Source organism: Streptomyces sp. NPDC051109 (assembly GCF_044455885.1).
Taxonomy (GTDB): domain Bacteria; phylum Actinomycetota; class Actinomycetes; order Streptomycetales; family Streptomycetaceae; genus Streptomyces.
Genome location: NZ_JBITFF010000002.1, coordinates 285,821 through 303,168 on the forward strand (window position 1 = coordinate 285,821; position 17,348 = coordinate 303,168).

Sequence of the window (17,348 nt, forward strand, 5' to 3'; positions counted from 1 at the left end):
GCACGCCCGCACCTGCGACGGCGGACCGCGGGTCCCGTCAGCCCAGTGCCATGGCGACGAGCGCGGCGGTGACGGTGATCGCCGCGCAGGTCACGAGCAGGGGCCTTGCCGTCGTCAGCACCCAGTCGATACCGCCGCAGCAGGCGCTGTCCGCCGCCACGTCCTCCCGTAAGGGCGGGGTCTCGCCTGCCGCCCCGCGCAGGAGGGCGCACTGGGCACACTCCTCGGTTCCGTGGAGGGAGGAGTCGGAGTCGATCCAGTACGCGCCGCTGAGCTCTGCGAATGAAACATTCGGGGACACGACTGGACGCGTAGATGCTGCTTCCATGACCGCAAAACGGGCGGCCGGCGGCGGAGGCAACGGCGGTCCCCGCATCCGAGACCGGATCGTCACTTGGGCGCGTGGTCCTGCGCCTGCGCCCGCGCGCTTCCGGGCCTCCCACCGGCGCGGCAGCGCGCGGGAGCGCCACCGGCCCTGCTAAGACACCCTGCGACGGATACCCCCGCTCCGAGGAGTCACGACATGGCACAGGTGCGCGCCGACGGTGTGAACCTCTTCTACGAAAGGACCGGTACGGGCGGTCCGCTCGTGCTGGTGCACGGGTCCTGGACCGATCACAGGGTCTGGCAGCCTGCGATCGACTCCGACATGAAGGCGGGTTTCGCCGTGGTGGCGTACGACCGCCGGGGGCACGGCGGGAGCGACTCGGCGCCGGGCCAGGGCACGCGGCGGCAGGACGAGGACGACCTGGCGGCGCTGATCGAGGGGCTGGGGGACGCCCCGGCGCACGTGGCCGGCAACTCGTTCGGGGCGTCGGTCGTGCTCGGGCTGGCCGCGCGCCGGCCCGAGCTGTTCCGGAGCATCGCCGTCCACGAGCCGCCGCTCGTCGACGTCGTCGCGAACGACCCGGCGGTGCTGGCGCAGCTGCAGCCGACGATGACCTCCGTCGACGCCGTCCTGGACCACCTGCGCAAGGGCGAGGACGGGCCGGGCGCCCGGCTGTTCGTGGAGGAGGTCGCGATGGGGCCCGGCATGTGGGACAGACTCCCGCAGGACATGCGCGAGGCGTTCGTGGCGCACGCCCCGACCTGGCTGGACGAGCAGTCCGACCCGCAGTGGGCCTCGCTGGACCTCGCCGGGCTCTCCGCATGCACCGCGCCGGTGATGCTCAGCGGGGGGACGGAGAGCCCGGCGTGGTTCGCGGCCGTGCTCGACCGGCTGGCGGATGCCCTGCCGCAGACCCGGCGCACCACCTTCGACGGCGCCGGTCACATGCCGCACGTGACGCATCCCCAGGATTACGTGGCCGCCCTGACCCGCTTCATCGGGGAGGTCTGACGGCCGGGCAGGGAAGCATCACCGCTCGGGCAGGCGCGCGGCCGCGGGCAGAGTCCGGTGGTGGTCGGTGCGCCGCACCGACCGCACCGCCGACCGTTCAGGCGGCCCGGAGGGCCGCCGCGCCGAAGGACACGTTGAAGCGGTCGCACCAGATGGTGACGCTGGAGTAGCCGGCGAGGTCCACGTCGGCCGGGATCTCGTAGTTCTGGTCGCCCTTGTTGCCCTTGAGCTTGCCCAGGCTCACGTGCTTGCCGTCGTCGAAGACGAACCAGCCGTCCGCGCCCTCCTTCACGGGCGCGTCCGTCAGCCACACCCGCAGGTCGGGGCCGCTGCTGGTGTCGAGGCCTTCGAGGCGGAGCGTGCGCGAGCCGTCGGGCAGCCTGATGAGCTCCACCGTGCCGGTGGTGCTGTGCTCGTGGCTGATCAGCGAGCCCCGGGCGATGGTCTGCGGTCCCGCTGCCGGGGCGGATCCCGGCCGCGAGGAGCCGGGCGCCGGGGCGGTGGAGGCGGTGGAGGCGGTCGGGAGTGCCTCGTTGACGGTGTGGTTCTGCCAGAGCCTCCACGGCTGGGCCCAGTACAGCCCGGAGCCCAGCACCAGGGCCGCCGCGATCAGGATCCCGGCCCGCAGCGGGCGGCGGCGCCGCTTCCCCCCGTCCGTCCCCGGCACCGCGCCTTTCGTCGTCCCCGTCATGGCAGCCCCTCTTCGTCGTTCCGTTCCCCCCACATTCAATGCGGCCGGGGGATCCGGGAGCCAGGATCTGCGGATGACGAAAGTCTTACGGCGACGGCAGGGTGACAGACTGCTTCCTTGATCGCGGGGGCATCGGGCCTTCGTGCACGGTGAATTGGACGCGTAGTGCGTAAGGCGAAGTGGGCGGCCGCCGCGGCCGGTGTGGCGCTGTTGGTCGCGGGTTGCGGTAGCGGGGGCGGTACGGACGAGGGCGGGGGCGGGAAGGCGCCGTCGGCCGGGGCGTCGGCTCCGGTCTCGGGGTCGGGTACGTCGGGCGGCGGGGCGCCGGACGCCGCCGCGGTGAAGAAGGAGATCGAGGCCGCGGCCACGTCGGCCGGTTTCGCGCGGAAGCCGGGCGACGACGTGCCGGCCGACCTGAAGTCCTGCATGGTCTCCTGGACCGCGGACAGCAAGAAGGTCTCCGACTCCCGGAAGTCGTACGACGCCGCGGTCGCCGCCCTGGCCAAGGGGGGCTGGAAGGAGACCCGGACCGTCGAGCAGCCGGCGACGGTCGTCAAGTCGCTGGACAAGAGCGGCTGGAGCGTGAAGGCGACCCACCAGGGCAAGGCGGGTGCCCTGCTGATCGTCTCGTTCATCGCGACGGAGACCGGCCCGATATGCGCGAAGGCCTTCCAGGAGGACCTCGCCAAGAACAAGCAGTAGCTTCCCCCTTGCCCGGTGGGGTGTACCCGGATGCGCCCCACCGGGCAGTCGCGTGCGGCGGCAGCGGCGTACGCCTCGAAGCGCTCGAGCGGTAGCGCCCGGCGTCCGTGGTCATTAACCCTCCCCGATCCGTTCCTTAAGGCGGCCTCAAGAACGCGGGGGCGGGGCCCGAACCGCACATTCGTCCGTTTTGCGGTCGCTAGCGTGCTGCTCGAACCTCATCCCCCGAGCACAGAGGCAGGTCCTCATGGCTGGCCATTCCCACCGCCGTACGACGAGTGCCAAGACGAAGGCGGCCGCGGCTCTGGCCGTCGCGGCGGCCGTCGGGGGCACCGCCCTGGCGCTGACCGGCACCGCACAGGCGGCGTCGGTCGGCGCGACCTTCACGAAGGCGAGCAGTTGGACCACCGGTTACACCGGGCAGTACGTGGTCACCAACCACAGCGGCGGGACCCTCAAGGACTGGACCCTTGAGTTCGACCTGCCCGCCGGCACCTCCGTCGCCTCCCTCTGGAACGGCGAACACACCGTCAACGGGCAGCACGTGACGGTCAAGCCGCCCCGCTGGGACACGGCCGGGCTCGCGGCCGGCGCCTCCGTCACCGTCGGGTTCGTGACCAACGCGAGCGGGAACGCGGGCAGTCCCACGGGGTGCCTCATCAACAAGGAGAAGTGCTCTCCGGCCACCGGGCCGACGCCCAGCCCGAGCGGCCGGCCCACCGCCGCGCCCACGGCTTCCGCCTCGCCCACCGCCAAGCCGACGGTCGCACCCACTGCGACGGCGACTGCGACGGCGAAGCCGACCCCGACCGCTGCCCCGACCGTGCCCCCGGGCGGCGGCAGCACCACCTCGGCCGGGTTCGCGCCGTACGTGGACACCTCGCTCTACCCGGCCTTCGACCTGCTGGACACCGCGGCCAAGACGGGGGTGAAGGAGTTCAACCTGGCCTTCATCACCTCCGGCGGCGGCTGCTCCCCGCTGTGGGGCGGGGTCACGGCCCTCGGGGACGACCGGGTCGCCTCGCAGATCTCCGCCCTGCGGGCCAAGGGCGGCGACGTCCGGGTGTCGTTCGGCGGCGCGTCCGGCTCCGAGCTGGGCCTGGCGTGCGGCTCCCCCGCCGAACTCGCCGCCGCGTACGGCAAGGTGGTGGACACGTACCGGCTGACCAAGGTGGACTTCGACATCGAGGGCGCGGCCCTGCCCGACGCGGCGGCGAACACCCGGCGCGCGCAAGCCATCGCGCAGCTGCAGAAGTCGCATCCCGGGCTCGACGTCTCGTTCACCCTGCCCGTGATGCCGGAGGGGCTGACCCAGCCGGGCGTCGACCTGATCGCCAATGCCAAGCGGAACGGGGTGGCGGTGTCCGCAGTCAACATCATGGCGATGGACTACGGCCCGGCGTACAGCGGTGACATGGGCGGCTACGCCATCCAGGCGGCCACCGCGACGCAGGCGCAGATCAAGGGCGTACTCGGGCTGAGCGACGCGGCGGCATGGAAGGCGGTGGCCGTGACACCGATGATCGGGGTCAACGACGTCTCCAGCGAGGTCTTCAAGGTGGACGACGCCGAGCAGCTCGTGGACTTCGCCCGCTCCAAGGGCCTCGGCTGGCTGGCGATGTGGTCGGGCGCCCGCGACAAGCAGTGCCCGGGCGGCGCGAAGAACTCCGCCGACGCGACGTGCTCCTCCATAGTCCAGGAACCGCTGGCCTTCACGAAGGCCTTCGCCGCCCGCGGTTAGGCCTCGTCCCGACGGTCTGCCGAGCGCCCGTGACGGTGTCGCGACGCTCGGCGGACGGCCGGCCGGCTGGCCGGCTGGCCGGCTGGCCGGCTGGCCGGCTGGCCGGCTGGCCGGCTGGCCGGCTGGCCGGCTGGCCGGCTGGCCGGCTGGCCGGCAGCCATGTGACCGGCCGCTCCGTCTTCGTGGCCGGCGTGGGCCTCGTACGGCAGCCGGGGTTCGGCCCACGTGCTGAACAGCACGGTGACCACCCCCGGGGCCAGGGGGTACCTCACCGAACCGCGGGAGGGGCGGCATCGACCTGGTCGTCGACGTCTTCGGCGTCCACCCGACGAACTGATCCGCCGGCGTCATGCCACCGGGCCCCTCACCCGGCTGCGGCCCCCGGGGCGCCGTGCAGGCTCACGACCGTGAAGAGGGCGCCGTCCGGGTCGGCCAGCGTGATCCGGCGGCTCGTGGGCGTGGTGTGGACGGGCGAGACGGCGCGGCCGCCGAGCCGGGTGGCGGTCTCCACGGCCGCTTCGAGGTCCGGCACGTCGAAGTGGACGTGCCAGCGCGGCCGTACCTGCGGGTCCGGGGCCTCTTCGACGGCTCCGCCGCTGATCATGGCGACGGTGTCGCGGCCGCGGCGGACGACGACGTGGTCGTGCTCGTACGAGACGTCGCAGCACCCGGAGCGTTCACAGGCCCAGTCGAGGACCTCCCCGTAGAACACGGCCGCCGCGAAGGCGTCCCGGGTGCGCAGTTCGAGCCATGCGGCGGCGCCGCCGGGATGCGCCGTCCAGTCCGGGATCACCTCGCCCTGCCAGAACCCGAAGACCGCGCCGTCGGGGTCGGCGGCGAGCGCGGCCCGGCCGGTCCCGAAGGCGAGCGGGCCCACCGCCATCGTGGCACCGCGCTCGCGCACCCGCGCGGCGGCGACGTCCGCGTCGTCCACGGCGAAATACGGGGTCCACGCCACCGGGATCCCCAGGCGCTTGGCCAGCCCGCCGATGCCGGCGACCGGCGCCCCGTCGCGCATCGCGACGGAGAACCCCTCGCCGAGGCGGGTGGGGCGGAACGCCCAGCCCAGCACGGCGCCGTAGAAATGGTGCGCGGCATCGAGGTCGCCGGTCATCAGGCTGACCCAGCACGGCGCCCCGAACACCTCATGGCTTGACGTCGACACCGGCTCCGACCTCCCTCGACCTCCCCCCGATCCACCCTAGCCCCGGGTCGCGCGGCCGGCTCCGAGGCCGGGCCGCTCGGGTCCGAAGACGGCGTAGGCCGTATGGGGTACGGGGCGCGGCCGGGAGGAACCTGCAGGAAGCCGGGGTGAACCCGCCTCGCGTACGGTGGTGCCGTCTTGATCCATGTGACGCGTGTTGCCGCCGAGTCCGGGAAGGCGGGCACGTATGCCCGAAGTCATCGTCACCGTACGAACCCTCGTCAGCCGCCGCCGGGAGCCCGTCGTCGTACAGGCCGTCCGGTCGACGGCTGCGGCCGTCGTGTCCTACGTCGTCGCGCTCTGGCTGAGCAGCGAGCCGGCGCCGCTGACCGCACCCCTGACGGCGCTGCTCGTCGTACAGGTCACCCTCTACACCACCCTCACCACCGGCATCCGCCGGGTGAACTCGGTCGTCGCGGGTGTCCTCGTCGCCATCGGGTTCAGCGCCCTCGTCGGCCTCACCTGGTGGAGCCTGGGGCTGGTCATCCTCACCTCGCTCGTCGTGGGCCATCTCGTACGCGTGGACGAGTTCGTCCCCGAGGTCGCGATCAGCGCGATGCTGGTGCTCGGCGTGACCCGGGTGGCGGCCACCGCCTGGGACCGGGTACTGGAAACCCTGATCGGGGCGGTCGTGGGGCTCCTGTTCAACATCTTCCTCACGCCGCCCGTATGGGTGGCATCGGCGAGCGAGGCGATCACCTCGCTCGCCGGCCGCATGCGCGACCTGCTGGTCCACCTCGGCGACGAGCTGGCGGAGCACACCCCGGTGGAGAAGGCGGCCGCCCGGCTGCACGAGGCCCGGAGGCTGGACAACGACATCGCCGACGTGGACGCGGCGCTGCGGCAGGCCGAGGACAGCCTTCGGCTCAATCCCAGGGTGAAGGAGGGGCTCCTCTTCCGCCTCGTGCTCCGCACGGGGCTGGACACCCTGGAGATCTGCGCCGTGGTCCTGCGCGTCTGCTGCCGCACGCTGACCGACCTCGCCAAGACGCGCACCGACGGCGCCCTCTTCCCGGACCAGCTCGCGGAGGCGCTGCGGGACCTGTTCGCGCACATGGCGAGCGCCGTCGAGCATTTCGCGGTACTGATCACCGCGCAGATCAGCGCGAGCGCCGAGGAGGCTGAAGTCCGGCTGACGCAGGAGCTCGCGGCGGCGCGGGTCAGCCGCGAGCGGGCCGGGCGGCTCCTGCAGGAGGAGGCGCGGGCGAGGCCCGGGACGTGGCAGCTGTACGGGGCCCTGCTCGCGGACGCCGACCGGGTACTGGACGAACTGGGCGTGGAGAAGCGCTCCGAACGGCTCGTGGAGGAGCTGGACCGGCACTCGCGCACGCAGCGCACCCGGCGGCCGCGGCTCAGCCGGCTGTGGCGCGACCTCTCGGCCGCGGACCGTTAGGGCCGTTGGGGTGCGGGCCGGCCGGGCGCCGCGGCGCCGGTCAGCACCAGCGGACCGGCGTGTAGTTGTGCACGAAGCGGGCCGATACCCAGCCGGGCGCGCCGTGCAGCCGGTACCAGATGTTGTTGCCCTCCACCGAGGAGCCCTTGGCCTGGCAGGACAGTTGCACCTTCTCGAAGGGGTCCAGGGAGCCGAGGACCTTCGCCGAGGTCGTCGGCCGGGCCCGGACGTGGAGGGATACGCGGCTGACCACGACACCCTGCACGTGGGTGTTGGCGGCCCCGGCGAGCGCGGCCGCGTGGGGTGCCGGGTGGGCCGCGCCCGCTTGGGCGGCGGCGGGCACCCCTGGGAGCAGCAGCCCCAGGGCGAGGCCCGCCGCGGCCGTCGCGATCACCTTCAGTTGGTTCATCCGTTGCCCCATGCGCTGGCTCCCGTTCCTGGTCGACGTCTCGGGCCGGCCGTCTCGGCCGGCCCGACGTCGACCTTGCCCCGGGGAACAGCGCCCGGTTCGGCGGCGTGCCGCCCACTCGCCCGTATGGCGCAGCGCTCGGCCGCCGGCGAGTGGAGGCCGCCGTCAGTAATAGTGCTTGCGACCTCCCACTGCGTGCCCGACAGCGCCGAGCACCCAAAGAATCAGGCCGATGACGACCAGGATCAGGCCGATCGTCCACAGAATCGAGATTCCGAAGACGAACCCTAGGATCAGCAGGATCACTCCGAGGACAATCACGACTACCTCCAAGCGCCCCGGCACCTCAGCGCGCCGGGACACTCTGCGTGTACCATCCACGCCGCGTTTCATGCCTGGAGGACCCCTCGAATCAGTCGGGCTCCGAGTAGCTGAAGTCTCCCATCGTCCAGGCGCTGACGTCCTTGATCGCGATCCGGTACATCCCGCCGGTCTCGGGGATGCCCACGGTGCCCTGGAGGATCCGGGCGACGTGGAAGTGCAGGTAGGAGGGTGACGGCGGGGCGCTGCGCATGGCATCGCCGTCCTCGGCGTCCATGAACAGGCTCGCGAACGTACCGAGCTGGTCCGAGTCCGCCAGGACCTCGGCCACGCGCCGGCGCCACGCGCTCTCGGGAGCGAGGCGGCCGGTGATGACGGCGCCGTGCACCAGGACGGTCAACGACATCTGATTGGTCTGCTGCGACTCCACGGCGGCAGCGATGGCGACGAGCAGGTCGTCAGGCTTCGACATGGGCAGGAATGCTACAAGCATCCGGCCCCGAAGCCGGGCGTGTTCACCCTTGTGCCGAGGCGGCGGAGCCTCAGTCGGCGAAACCGACGTGTACGTGGTCGTGGTGCGTGGCGTCGGAGAAGAACTGGTTCGGCCGGGTTCCACCCGAAAGCCGTACGGGGCCACCGACGTTGTACGAGCCCGGGGCCGCTGCCGCGCGCATGAAATCGGTCACGGGGCTCCGCGGTGTCGCGGGGTCCACGACAGGACGGCCGTCGACGGCCCAGACGTCGTAGGCCCGGCCCGACGGGGTCATCGCTCGGCCGGCCGGTGCCGAACACGTTCTGCGGGTGTCCCGACCGGACCACGCTGACCGACATCCGACAGGTGTCCGCGAGCCGGAGCATCGCGCGCAGCACGCTCTCGTGCACCCCGCCGCTGCGGATGTCGGCGGCCCCGCCTCGGCTGCGAGCCTTGCGGCCAGCGGCGCGGGGATGCCCAGCGCCGCGGCCCGGGCCGCGGCGTTGCGCGGGCCGCCCCCGCCCGCCGGCCAGGTCCCGAGCGCCTCGACGGCGCACGAGGCAGCCGTGCCCAGGAGCAGTGAACGGCGCCCGAAGCCGCCGGACGCCGTCGCGTGCAGGGAGGGACGCAGGCCCATGGCGGGCTCCTCGGGCTTCCGGGGACGGGACGGGGCGGGGCGGGTCGGCCGTGTCCACCGAGCGCCAAGGGCAACTTCGCACTCCGTCGCCGGTTCCGGCCCGTTCGCCTTGGCCGGGCGCGGCCGTGTCCCCCGTACGGGTGTCCAGCGTCCGGCATCTGCGCGCCCGCGCACTCCGGAGCCCGCAGGGCCGCCGCGCTCCATGACGGGGTCCGGCTGCTCCCGTCGAGGAGGCGTGGTCACCGTCGCAGCGGGGACGTGTCCTCGGCGAGCAGGGAGAGCAGGCCTGCGATCTCGTGGCCGGCTTCCGCGGGGTGCCGGAACGTCGCCCCCTCGGCGATTTCGTAGCGGTTGCGCCTGCCGTCGCGCGAACGGGTCAGGTACCCGTCCGTTTCGAGGTCGGCGACGATCGCCTGGACCGTCCGCTCGGTGAGTCCGCAGGTGACCGCGACATCGCGCAGCCGGATCCCGGGATCGCGGGAGATCGCCACGAGGACCCGAGCGTGGTTGGTCAGGAAGGTCCAGGAGGGACGGCGCTCTGAGCTGCTTTCCATGCCCCCATCATGCGCCGCACCATTCGTGTGAGACAAGTCGCGTAAGGCAGATCACGTGAAGCGAAGCGCGTAACCCAAGACGCGTAAGGGAAAACACGAAATACTTTTCCAGTAATCCTTGACGCATGACTCCTGGCAGCGCACGATCGAGATGACAGCGATCCGACCGGCCCAGGGGAGTCGGGAGATGTCTCCAGATCGGGAACCGATGACGACGACATGGCCGGACAACGTACGGTCGACCGTCCGCGTGGAAGCGGACGGCACGGGCGGCGCACTCGTCGTCCTCACCGGAGAAATCGATCAGGACTGCGCCCAGGAACTCCGGGCCGTTCTGGTCTCCGCCCTGAACGCCTGCCCCAACGGGCTGGTGCTCGACCTGGCCGAGGTCACGTTCTGCGACTGCGCGTGCCTGAACGTCCTCCTGCAGGTCCGCCTGGAGGCGGGCGTCGACCGCGTCCACCGCGCGCCCCGCTTCAGGGTCCGGAACATCAGTCCCCGGGTATCCCGGCTGCTCGAATTGACCGGCACTTTCGCGTACTTCCCGAACGGCTCCGGCCCCGGCCCCGGCTAGGTCCCGCGCCCCCGCCGCCCGGTCCCGCGCCCCGCTGCGCCTGCGGCGATCCGTTGAGCATCGCGCGGGCCGGAACCGGGGCCGCGACCTCGAACCAGACGGTCTTCCCGCCGGCCCTCGGCGTCACTCCCCAGCGCCTGGCCAGCAGGTTCATCACCTTCAGGCCGTATCCACCGGGCCGCCCCAGCACGGTCGGGGTCCTGAGCCGCGGCATCGCACGGCTGGCGTCGCTGACCTCGATCCGCAGGTCTGCCGCCCGCCCGAGCGCGGCATCCGGGGCGGAGGGGCAGAGTCTCAGGACGAGCTCCGTGGGGCCTCCTCCGTGCCTGACCGCATTGGTCACCGCCTCGGAGACCAGCAGCAGGACGTCCTCGACGGCCGCGTGCCGCTCCTCGTCCGTGAGCGCGCCGCGGTACTCCGGTCCGGGCCAGGCCCAGTCCTCGATCGTGCTGCGGCAGAAGTCACGGCAGCGCCCGACCACCTGGGCGGCGCCGTACAGGCCGAGCCGCCTCGTCCGGGCGTCTGATCCCATCGGCTCGTTCATGAATGGCCCCTACCCCACGTGCCGGAGTGAAACCTGTAACGCGGCGGGCGGCGGATGCGCTAGGGACGTTCCCGGCCCGAGGTGTGGGTCCGGGACGGCTGGGCAGGCGCCTCGTGGCAGCGATCAAGCGGAACGCAGGAGCGAGACGCCATGAGCAATCTGTGGATCTACCGGGGGACATCGGGACGCCTGGCCGGGACCGACCTGACCGGCTACAGGGTCGAGGCGCAGGACGGCTCCATCGGCAAGGTCGACAAGCACTCGGACGAAGTCGACTCGTCCTACCTCGTGGTCGACACCGGCCCGTGGATCTTCGGCAAGCACGTCCTGCTGCCGGCGGGCACCGTCGGCCTCATCGACATGGACGAGCGCCGGATCCACGTCGAACTCACCAAGGAGCAGATCAAATCCGCCCCGGAGTTCGACAAGGAGAAGCACCTCGGGGACCCGGAGTACCACAACGCCCTGGTCGGCTACTACGGGGGCATGTCGCACCGGGCCTGAGCCCTAGGGGGTGGTCTCGCCGATCACGCCGGCTCGGCCTGATCGGCGAGACACCCCGTAGCGCCGCTTCCGGCCCGGCCGCGCCTACGCGCCGGTGCCGGGCTCGGCCGCGTGCCAGACCGTCGTCGCGTTGCAGAACTCGCGGATGCCGTGGCCCGACAGCTCGCGCCCGTACCCGGAGCGCTTCACACCGCCGAAGGGCAGGGCCGGGTGGGAGGCGGTCATGCCGTTGAAGAAGACGCCCCCGGCCTCGATGTCCCGTACGAATCGTTCCTGTTCCGCCTCGTCGCGGGTCCAGACGTTCGAACTCAGGCCGAAGGGTGTGTCGTTGGCGAGCTCCACCGCCTCGTCCAGGTCCCGTACCCGGTACACGGTGGCCACCGGACCGAACGCCTCCTCGCGGTGGATGCGCATCTCGGGAGTGATCCCGGTGAGGACGGTCGGCTCGAAGAACCAGCCCTGCGCCAGGCCGTCGGGCAGGCCGGTCGGCCGCTGCCCGCCGCACAGGGCCGTCGCCCCCCGGCGTACGGCGTCCGCGACGAGCGCCTCGACGTCGGCGCGCCCCTGCTCGGTGGCGAGCGGACCGACGTCCGTGGACTCGGACAGCGGATCGCCGACGGTCAGCCCGGCCATCCGGGCCGTGAAGGCACGGGTGAACTCCTCGTGGACGTCGGCGTGTACGAGAAACCGCTTGGCCGCGATGCAGGACTGGCCGTTGTTCTGCACCCGGGCCGTGACGGCGACCGCCGCGGCCCGTTCGACGTCGGCCGACGGCATCACCACGAACGGATCGCTGCCGCCCAGCTCCAGGACGGTCTTCTTCACCTCGTCGCCGGCGACGGCCGCGACGGCCCGGCCGGCCGGCTCGCTGCCGGTGAGGGTCGCCGCCGCGACCCTGGGATCGCGCAGGATCCCCTCGACGGCGCGGGAGGAGACCAGCAGCGTCTGGAACACCCCGTCGGGGAAGCCGGCCCGCCGGAAGAGATCGCCCAGGTAAAGCGCCGTCTGCGGCACGTTCGAAGCGTGCTTGAGCAGCCCCGCGTTGCCCGCCATCAGGGCGGGCGCCGCGAAGCGGACCACCTGCCAGAGGGGGAAGTTCCACGGCATGACAGCGAGGACCACGCCGAGTGGCCGGTAGTGGACCCGGGCACGGGAGGCCCCTGCGTCCGCCACCTCGGCCTGCGGGGGCTGCTCGTCGGCCAGCAGTTCCTCGGCGTTGCGCGCGTACCAGCGCATGGCCTTCGCGCACTTCGCCGCCTCGGCCCGGGCGGCGCCGAGCGGCTTGCCCATCTCGATGGTCATCGTGCGGGCGATGTCGTCCTGGTCGTGGTCGAGCAGGTCGGCCGCGCGGTCGAGGAGGCGGGCGCGCTCGGAGAACGCCGTCGTGCGGTAGCTCCGGAAGGCCGCGTGGGCGGCCGCCAGGCGCTGCTCGATCTGCTCGGCGCCCAGCTCGTCGAAGGTCTTGAGCGTCTCGCCGTTCGCGGGATTGACGGTTGCGATGGGCACGTCCGGCCCTCCTCGTCCTCGATGCGTCGAACCGAACCGGACCGTATCGGCCCGTCCTCCCCCGGACCCGGCAGAGCGCGGTGGCGTGTCCGTCCGGGAGGCGGATTCACTCGATCGCCGGGGCGTAGGCACCCCACGCGGCCTTATCTAAGTTGTTGCTTATATAAGCGAAGGGTGCCATAGTGGCGGACGTGCACGCCTTTGACGTACTCGGAGACCCCGTCCGGCGCCGGATATTGGAGCTGCTGGCAGCCGGCGAGCAGCCGTCCGGGGCTGTCAGCGGGGTGATCCGCAAAGAGTTCGGGATCTCCCAGCCCGCCGTTTCGCAGCACCTGCGGGTACTGCGGGAGAGCGGCTTCGCCGTGGTACGGGCGGAAGGGACCCGACGGTTGTACGCCGTCCGTGCGGAGCCGTTGCGCGAGGTCGACGACTGGCTGGACAGGTTCCGCGGCTTCTGGGAGCAGCGGTTGGACGCGCTGGGCACGGAGCTCGCGCGGGGCCGCCGCGAGCGGCGGGAACAGGACCGAGGAGAGGCGCGATGAGCGACATCGTGGGACAGATCAACGACATCCACCGCGAGGTCGGCCGCCGCGAGGTGGGAGGCGAGGAGGCGCGGACCGTACTGCTGCGCCGCACCTACCCGGCCGGTGCCGAGGACGTGTGGGACGCCTGTACGAGTCCGGACCGGCTCGGGCGGTGGTTCCTCCCGGTCAGCGGCGACCTGCGGCCCGGCGGGCGCTACCAGCTGGAGGGGAACGCGGGCGGGGAGATCCTGCAGTGCGAGCCGCCGAGGCTGCTGCGGGTGAGCTGGGTGATGGGCCAGGCGCCCGGGTTCAGCGAGGTGGAGGTACGGCTGACGCCCGAGGGCGCGGAGCGGACCGTCTTCGAGCTCGAACACGTGGCGGTGGTGGAGCCGAAGTTCTGGGACCAGTACGGGCCCGGGGCGGTCGGTGTCGGCTGGGACCTCACCGTCCTGGGGCTCGGGATGTACCTGGAGGGTGATGCCGTGCACCCGTCGGAGGCGGTCGCGTGGATGGCTTCGGACGACGCCCGGGCGTTCATGACGGGCAGCAGCAAGGCCTGGGGCGGGGCGCACGCGGCCTCCGGCGAGTCGGCGGCGGCCGTGGCCGCGGCGGTCCACGCGACGACCGGGTTCTACGTGCCCCCGAAGGCGCAGTAGCCCGCCCCGGCGGGGCGGCCGCCGCTCGCCGGTCCGGACTACGTGGCCCGGATACGGCCGGCGCCGGCCAGCAGAGCGCTCAGGGCGAGCAGGGCCACGGCGCCCAGAGCGGACGCCCAGGGCGAGTTCGCGCCCTCCAGCGCCGGGGACACCCGGTGCCGGGGGTCGTAGGCGACGCGGACCTCCCCGCCCGCGGCTGCGACGCGCCGGTCCTCCGTGAGCTCGTCCGGATAGCCGCCGGGGCAGTCCAGTACGTGGCGTTACACGATCCTCTCGCCCGGGAGGCCCTCGCCCGCGGAGCTCGCCTTCCGCTCCTGGACACCGCGTACGACGCACGGGGCGACCTCCGCGCGCGCCGCCGCCTGGTCCGCGGCCGTCACGGTGAGCAGCAGTCCCAGGGCGAGGAAGAGCGCCCCGAACACGCTCCGGCTCCCGCCGACGCACGCGAAGTACACCACCGAGGCGCCGACGACCAGGACGGCTCCGCCCGCCAGCGCGACCGTGCCGGACGGCGCCGAGCGCCGGCGTAGCACCAGTGCGCCCAGCCGTACAGGGCCGCGGCCGCCACGACGGGCACCAGCGCGGCGAGCCCCCGCACCCGCGGCTCAGCATCTGACATGAACACCACCCCCCTCCCCCGCGGGGACGCCGCAGGGCGTACGGATGGTTTCCGAGTGCGTCCCGTGTCGCGGGCGGCCGCGGCGTGCGCCGGCGCCGCCCGCGACACGGGGCTCAGGACACGGGGCTCAGGACACGGGGCTCAGGACACGGGGCTCAGGACACGGGGCCCAGGGCCGGCGGTTCAGGGCCGGCGGATCAGGGCCGGCGGATCAGGGCCGGCGGATCAGCAGCGGGGGCAGGCATCGCGGATCACGCGCCAGGTGAACGTGGTGGAGCCCGTGGCGCCGACCGCGTCCTTCGCCGTGACCGTCACGGTGCGGGTGCCGCTGCCGCGCAGCACTCCGGAGATCAGGCCGGTCGAGGCGTTGATCGTGAGGCCGGTCGGCAGGTTGGCCGCCGACCAGGAATACGGGGTCGTGCCACCGGTGGCGGACATCTGCAGCCGGGCGCTGTCGTACTGGTAGTCGACCTGGTTGCCGGGAAAAGCCACCGCCGGGGCGGCGGCCACCGCGGCGGCCGCGGGCGGGGCCGGCTGCCCGGCAGCGGCGGCCGCCGAGCCGACGGGCGCGGCCAGGACGGCCGCCAAGCCGACGGCCAGGGCCGCCAATCGACGCGGGACACGCTGGTTCGATCTCAACATGACCTCCGAACTCGCTTGGTGGACAGCTGCGTTCAAGGTGCGATGGGACGCCGGAATCCTACGCACAGGTGTGCGTTTCCACCAGAACGGTGCAGAGGGCGTTCCTGCGCGACGCGCATCCCGCCGTGGTGCGGGGCCGGTTCAGGGCCGGTTCAGGGCGGCGTCCAGCGCGCTCAGCAGCTGTTCGATGTCGGCGCCGGTGGTGTGGAGGTGGGGGCTGATGCGGATGGCCGAGCCGCGGGCCCCGACGAACACGTTCGCCTCCTCCAGCGCCGCCACCACGCGCCGCTGGAGTCCGTCGGGGACGGTGATCCCGAGCATGTGCGGGCCGCGCGGCGAGGGGACGGGCAGGCCCCGCTCCCGTGCCGCCGAGGCGATACGGGCCGTGGTGGCCGCCAGGGTGACGGCGACCCGGGGCACGGTCCAGGCCGACAGCTGCTCCAGGGCGGCGAGCGCCATCGGGGTGAGTTCGAAGGCGGTGCGCGCGCCCACGTCGAAGCGGCGGGCCCCGGGCTGGTATTCGGTGCGGTACTCGACGAGCCGCCCGAAGTCGTCGGAGTCCTTGCGCACGATCCAGTTCTCCTCCAGCGGCCGCCCCTCCTGGCGGTCCGGAGCCACGTACAGGTAGCCGAGCCCGAAGGGGCCGAGCAGCCACTTGTAGCCGACGCAGACGAGGAAGTCGGGCCGCAGCGCGCCCGTGTCGATCGGGATCGCCCCGGCGGACTGGCTGGCGTCGATGACCAGGGCGGCGCCGGCGGCCCGGCTGGCCTCGGCGATCCGGTCCAGGTCGAGCAGGGCGCCGTCGGTCCAGTGCACCCGCGGCACCGAGACCACGGCCACGGTGTCGTCGAGGGAGTCCAGGACGGCCTCGGTCCAGGTCTGTCCGGGCTCGCGCCGGACGGTGAGCATCGTGGCCCCCGTACGCTCGGCGAACCGCCACCAGGTGTAGATCCCGGACGGGTACTCGCCGTCGAGGACCAGGATCCGGCTGCCGGCCCGCGCCGTGAGGTTTGCGGCGGCCACCGCGAACCCGTAGCTGGTCGCCGGCACGAGGGCGATGTCATCGGCGGTGGCGCCGATGAGGTCCCCGAACAGCCTGCGGCGCTCCTCGGCCCCGCTGAACCAGTCGGGCCCCTGAAGCCGCCAGGGCTGGGCCCGCTTGAGCAGGGCGGCCTCGCCCGCGACGAGGCCGGTGCGCAGCGTCGGCGCCACGCTGGCGGTGTTGAAGTAGGCGATGCCGTCGGGGATGTCGAACAGCTCGCGGGCGTTGGGGAGCGGCTCGCTGCCGACAGGCGAGGTCATGGGCGTGCCTTTCGCGTCGTTCGAGGGGCCGGGGCCCACCACACTGCCCGGCTCGCGGGGCCGGAAACATCAGCCGTCCCGGCGGAACACCGCACTCGCCCCACTTGGCCGACCGTCGCCGTCGGGGTGCCGGACGGGCGCGCCGCAACCGCCGGCCGGCCCGCCGGGCCGATAGTGGGGAGCTGTGAACAACGCGTCAGAGGAACATGCGGAAGAGGGCGGCGCCTGGTCCGGGCCTGCCGGGGCAGAGGCGTTCGCGGCGGTGGAGGCGGCCACGGACTGGCTGCTCGGCTATCCGTTCGTGTTCGAGGCCCTGTCCCGCCGGATCGGCAGGGACGAGGTGCTCGTGGACTACGGCTGCGGGCCCGGCCGGGTCGCCGACCGGGCGGCGCGGGTACTGGGCGCGCGGGTGCTCGGCGTGGACACCTCCGCCGAGATGCTGGCTCTGGCCCGCAGCACGGCGCCGGCGGTGGCGGAGTTCCACCTGGTCAGGGACGGCCGGGTGACGGGCCTGCCCGACGGGTGCGCGGACGCGGTGATGTGCAATCACGTCCTGGCGTCGCTGCCGACCGAGGAGGCCCTGCTCGGGGTCTTCGCCGAGATCCGCCGCCTGCTGCGGCCCGGAGCCCCGTTCGTCCTGCTGTCCACCGACCCCACCTGCACGGAGTGGGAGTACGCCTCGCTGCGCGTGGGCACCGCGGGGGCCTCGTACCGGCCGGGCGAGGAGATGCCGCTGCGTCTGCGGCGCACGGACGGGACCTGGCAGGAGGTGCGCAACCACGCCTGGCCCGTCGACCGGCTGCCGGCCCTCCTCGAAAGCGGCCGCTTCCGCGCGGTCACCCAGCGCCGGCCCACGGTGGACGAGGCGCTGGCCCTCGCCGACCCGGGTCTCCTGGACCGCTACCCCTGGACCGCGGAGCGGGCCGATCCGCCGCTCGTGATCACCTCGGCCCTCGCCGCCTGAGCCTCCCGGAGACCATCGTGTTCCCCTCTCCCGTCCGTGTCGTTCGATGG

General features: G+C 72.8%; 22 protein-coding genes. 9 read left to right on the forward strand and 13 right to left on the reverse strand.

The window, feature by feature from the left end; all coding sequences use genetic code 11:
* Nucleotides 1-37 precede the first annotated feature (37 nt).
* A complete protein-coding gene (locus tag ACIBAD_RS04235) occupies nt 38-301 on the reverse strand; it encodes a hypothetical protein (protein ID WP_398904335.1) in 264 nt (87 codons plus the stop codon).
* A 222-nt stretch (nt 302-523) separates the two neighbouring features.
* On the opposite strand from ACIBAD_RS04235, the gene ACIBAD_RS04240 reads away from it, so the two are divergent.
* Nucleotides 524-1,339, forward strand: coding sequence for an alpha/beta fold hydrolase (locus ACIBAD_RS04240; RefSeq protein ID WP_134068921.1), 816 nt, complete (start codon nt 524-526; stop codon nt 1,337-1,339).
* A 97-nt stretch (nt 1,340-1,436) separates the two neighbouring features.
* Here the strand turns inward: ACIBAD_RS04240 and ACIBAD_RS04245 are convergent, their stop codons facing one another.
* Nucleotides 1,437-2,030, reverse strand: a complete 594-nt coding sequence (locus ACIBAD_RS04245; RefSeq protein ID WP_398904337.1) for a DM13 domain-containing protein — start codon at nt 2,028-2,030, stop codon at nt 1,437-1,439.
* A gap of 165 nt (nt 2,031-2,195) precedes the next feature.
* Here ACIBAD_RS04245 and ACIBAD_RS04250 point away from each other — a divergent pair, with 165 nt between their 5' ends.
* Both ACIBAD_RS04250 and ACIBAD_RS04255 read left to right on the forward strand, forming a co-directional pair.
* Entirely contained in the window at nt 2,196-2,732 is a 537-nt protein-coding gene (locus ACIBAD_RS04250; protein WP_398904339.1) for a hypothetical protein, read from the forward strand.
* A 247-nt stretch (nt 2,733-2,979) separates the two neighbouring features.
* The gene (locus ACIBAD_RS04255) at nt 2,980-4,473 is read left to right on the forward strand and encodes a cellulose binding domain-containing protein (protein ID WP_398904341.1); all 1,494 of its coding nucleotides are present in this window, start codon (nt 2,980-2,982) and stop codon (nt 4,471-4,473) included.
* 364 nt (nt 4,474-4,837) lie between these two features.
* Here ACIBAD_RS04255 and ACIBAD_RS04260 read toward each other — a convergent pair whose 3' ends face one another.
* On the reverse strand, nt 4,838-5,587 hold the full coding sequence (locus tag ACIBAD_RS04260) for a VOC family protein (RefSeq protein ID WP_134074199.1): 750 nt from the start codon (nt 5,585-5,587) through the stop codon (nt 4,838-4,840).
* Between the two features lie 277 nt (nt 5,588-5,864).
* On the opposite strand from ACIBAD_RS04260, the gene ACIBAD_RS04265 reads away from it, so the two are divergent.
* Entirely contained in the window at nt 5,865-7,070 is a 1,206-nt protein-coding gene (locus tag ACIBAD_RS04265) for an aromatic acid exporter family protein (RefSeq protein WP_398904344.1), read from the forward strand.
* Between the two features lie 40 nt (nt 7,071-7,110).
* On the opposite strand, the gene ACIBAD_RS04270 is transcribed toward ACIBAD_RS04265, so the two are convergent.
* The 5 genes from ACIBAD_RS04270 to ACIBAD_RS04290 all read right to left on the reverse strand — a co-directional run bounded on the left by ACIBAD_RS04270 (nt 7,111) and on the right by ACIBAD_RS04290 (nt 9,463).
* The gene (locus ACIBAD_RS04270; RefSeq protein WP_166681987.1) at nt 7,111-7,479 is read right to left on the reverse strand and encodes an SH3 domain-containing protein; all 369 of its coding nucleotides are present in this window, start codon (nt 7,477-7,479) and stop codon (nt 7,111-7,113) included.
* Nucleotides 7,480-7,644: 165 nt separating this feature from the next.
* Entirely contained in the window at nt 7,645-7,800 is a 156-nt protein-coding gene (locus ACIBAD_RS04275) for a DUF6131 family protein (RefSeq protein ID WP_220461305.1), read from the reverse strand.
* 91 nt (nt 7,801-7,891) lie between these two features.
* Nucleotides 7,892-8,272, reverse strand: coding sequence for a hypothetical protein (locus ACIBAD_RS04280; protein ID WP_398904346.1), 381 nt, complete (start codon nt 8,270-8,272; stop codon nt 7,892-7,894).
* 70 nt (nt 8,273-8,342) lie between these two features.
* A complete protein-coding gene (locus ACIBAD_RS04285; RefSeq protein ID WP_398904348.1) occupies nt 8,343-8,486 on the reverse strand; it encodes a hypothetical protein in 144 nt (47 codons plus the stop codon).
* Nucleotides 8,487-9,148: 662 nt separating this feature from the next.
* The gene (locus tag ACIBAD_RS04290; protein ID WP_134068926.1) at nt 9,149-9,463 is read right to left on the reverse strand and encodes a helix-turn-helix domain-containing protein; all 315 of its coding nucleotides are present in this window, start codon (nt 9,461-9,463) and stop codon (nt 9,149-9,151) included.
* A 208-nt stretch (nt 9,464-9,671) separates the two neighbouring features.
* On the opposite strand from ACIBAD_RS04290, the gene ACIBAD_RS04295 reads away from it, so the two are divergent.
* A complete protein-coding gene (locus tag ACIBAD_RS04295; protein ID WP_166681988.1) occupies nt 9,672-10,037 on the forward strand; it encodes an STAS domain-containing protein in 366 nt (121 codons plus the stop codon).
* On the opposite strand, the gene ACIBAD_RS04300 is transcribed toward ACIBAD_RS04295, so the two are convergent.
* Nucleotides 9,955-10,581, reverse strand: coding sequence for an ATP-binding protein (locus tag ACIBAD_RS04300; protein ID WP_208328935.1), 627 nt, complete (start codon nt 10,579-10,581; stop codon nt 9,955-9,957). The two genes, ACIBAD_RS04295 and ACIBAD_RS04300, sit on opposite strands and share 83 nt — an antisense overlap.
* Before the next feature lie 150 nt (nt 10,582-10,731).
* Here ACIBAD_RS04300 and ACIBAD_RS04305 point away from each other — a divergent pair, with 150 nt between their 5' ends.
* Entirely contained in the window at nt 10,732-11,085 is a 354-nt protein-coding gene (locus tag ACIBAD_RS04305; RefSeq protein WP_134068928.1) for a PRC-barrel domain-containing protein, read from the forward strand.
* An 84-nt stretch (nt 11,086-11,169) separates the two neighbouring features.
* On the opposite strand, the gene ACIBAD_RS04310 is transcribed toward ACIBAD_RS04305, so the two are convergent.
* Nucleotides 11,170-12,591, reverse strand: coding sequence for an NADP-dependent succinic semialdehyde dehydrogenase (locus ACIBAD_RS04310; RefSeq protein ID WP_134068929.1), 1,422 nt, complete (start codon nt 12,589-12,591; stop codon nt 11,170-11,172).
* Between the two features lie 182 nt (nt 12,592-12,773).
* On the opposite strand from ACIBAD_RS04310, the gene ACIBAD_RS04315 reads away from it, so the two are divergent.
* Nucleotides 12,774-13,133, forward strand: a complete 360-nt coding sequence (locus tag ACIBAD_RS04315) for a metalloregulator ArsR/SmtB family transcription factor (protein WP_134068930.1) — start codon at nt 12,774-12,776, stop codon at nt 13,131-13,133.
* Nucleotides 13,130-13,771, forward strand: coding sequence for an SRPBCC family protein (locus tag ACIBAD_RS04320; RefSeq protein ID WP_398904352.1), 642 nt, complete (start codon nt 13,130-13,132; stop codon nt 13,769-13,771). Before ACIBAD_RS04315 ends, ACIBAD_RS04320 begins: the two co-directional genes overlap by 4 nt.
* 260 nt (nt 13,772-14,031) lie before the next feature.
* Here the strand turns inward: ACIBAD_RS04320 and ACIBAD_RS04325 are convergent, their stop codons facing one another.
* The 3 genes from ACIBAD_RS04325 to ACIBAD_RS04335 all read right to left on the reverse strand — a co-directional run bounded on the left by ACIBAD_RS04325 (nt 14,032) and on the right by ACIBAD_RS04335 (nt 16,334).
* Nucleotides 14,032-14,304, reverse strand: coding sequence for a hypothetical protein (locus tag ACIBAD_RS04325; protein WP_398904355.1), 273 nt, complete (start codon nt 14,302-14,304; stop codon nt 14,032-14,034).
* Between the two features lie 311 nt (nt 14,305-14,615).
* Entirely contained in the window at nt 14,616-15,032 is a 417-nt protein-coding gene (locus ACIBAD_RS04330) for an Ig domain-containing protein (RefSeq protein ID WP_398904357.1), read from the reverse strand.
* A gap of 141 nt (nt 15,033-15,173) precedes the next feature.
* Complete coding sequence (locus ACIBAD_RS04335; RefSeq protein ID WP_398904359.1) at nt 15,174-16,334, reverse strand: aminotransferase class V-fold PLP-dependent enzyme; 1,161 nt, start codon at nt 16,332-16,334, stop codon at nt 15,174-15,176.
* Nucleotides 16,335-16,518: 184 nt separating this feature from the next.
* Between ACIBAD_RS04335 and ACIBAD_RS04340 the strand changes: the two genes are divergently transcribed.
* Entirely contained in the window at nt 16,519-17,298 is a 780-nt protein-coding gene (locus tag ACIBAD_RS04340; RefSeq protein WP_398904361.1) for a class I SAM-dependent methyltransferase, read from the forward strand.
* The last annotated feature ends 50 nt before the right edge of the window (nt 17,299-17,348 follow it).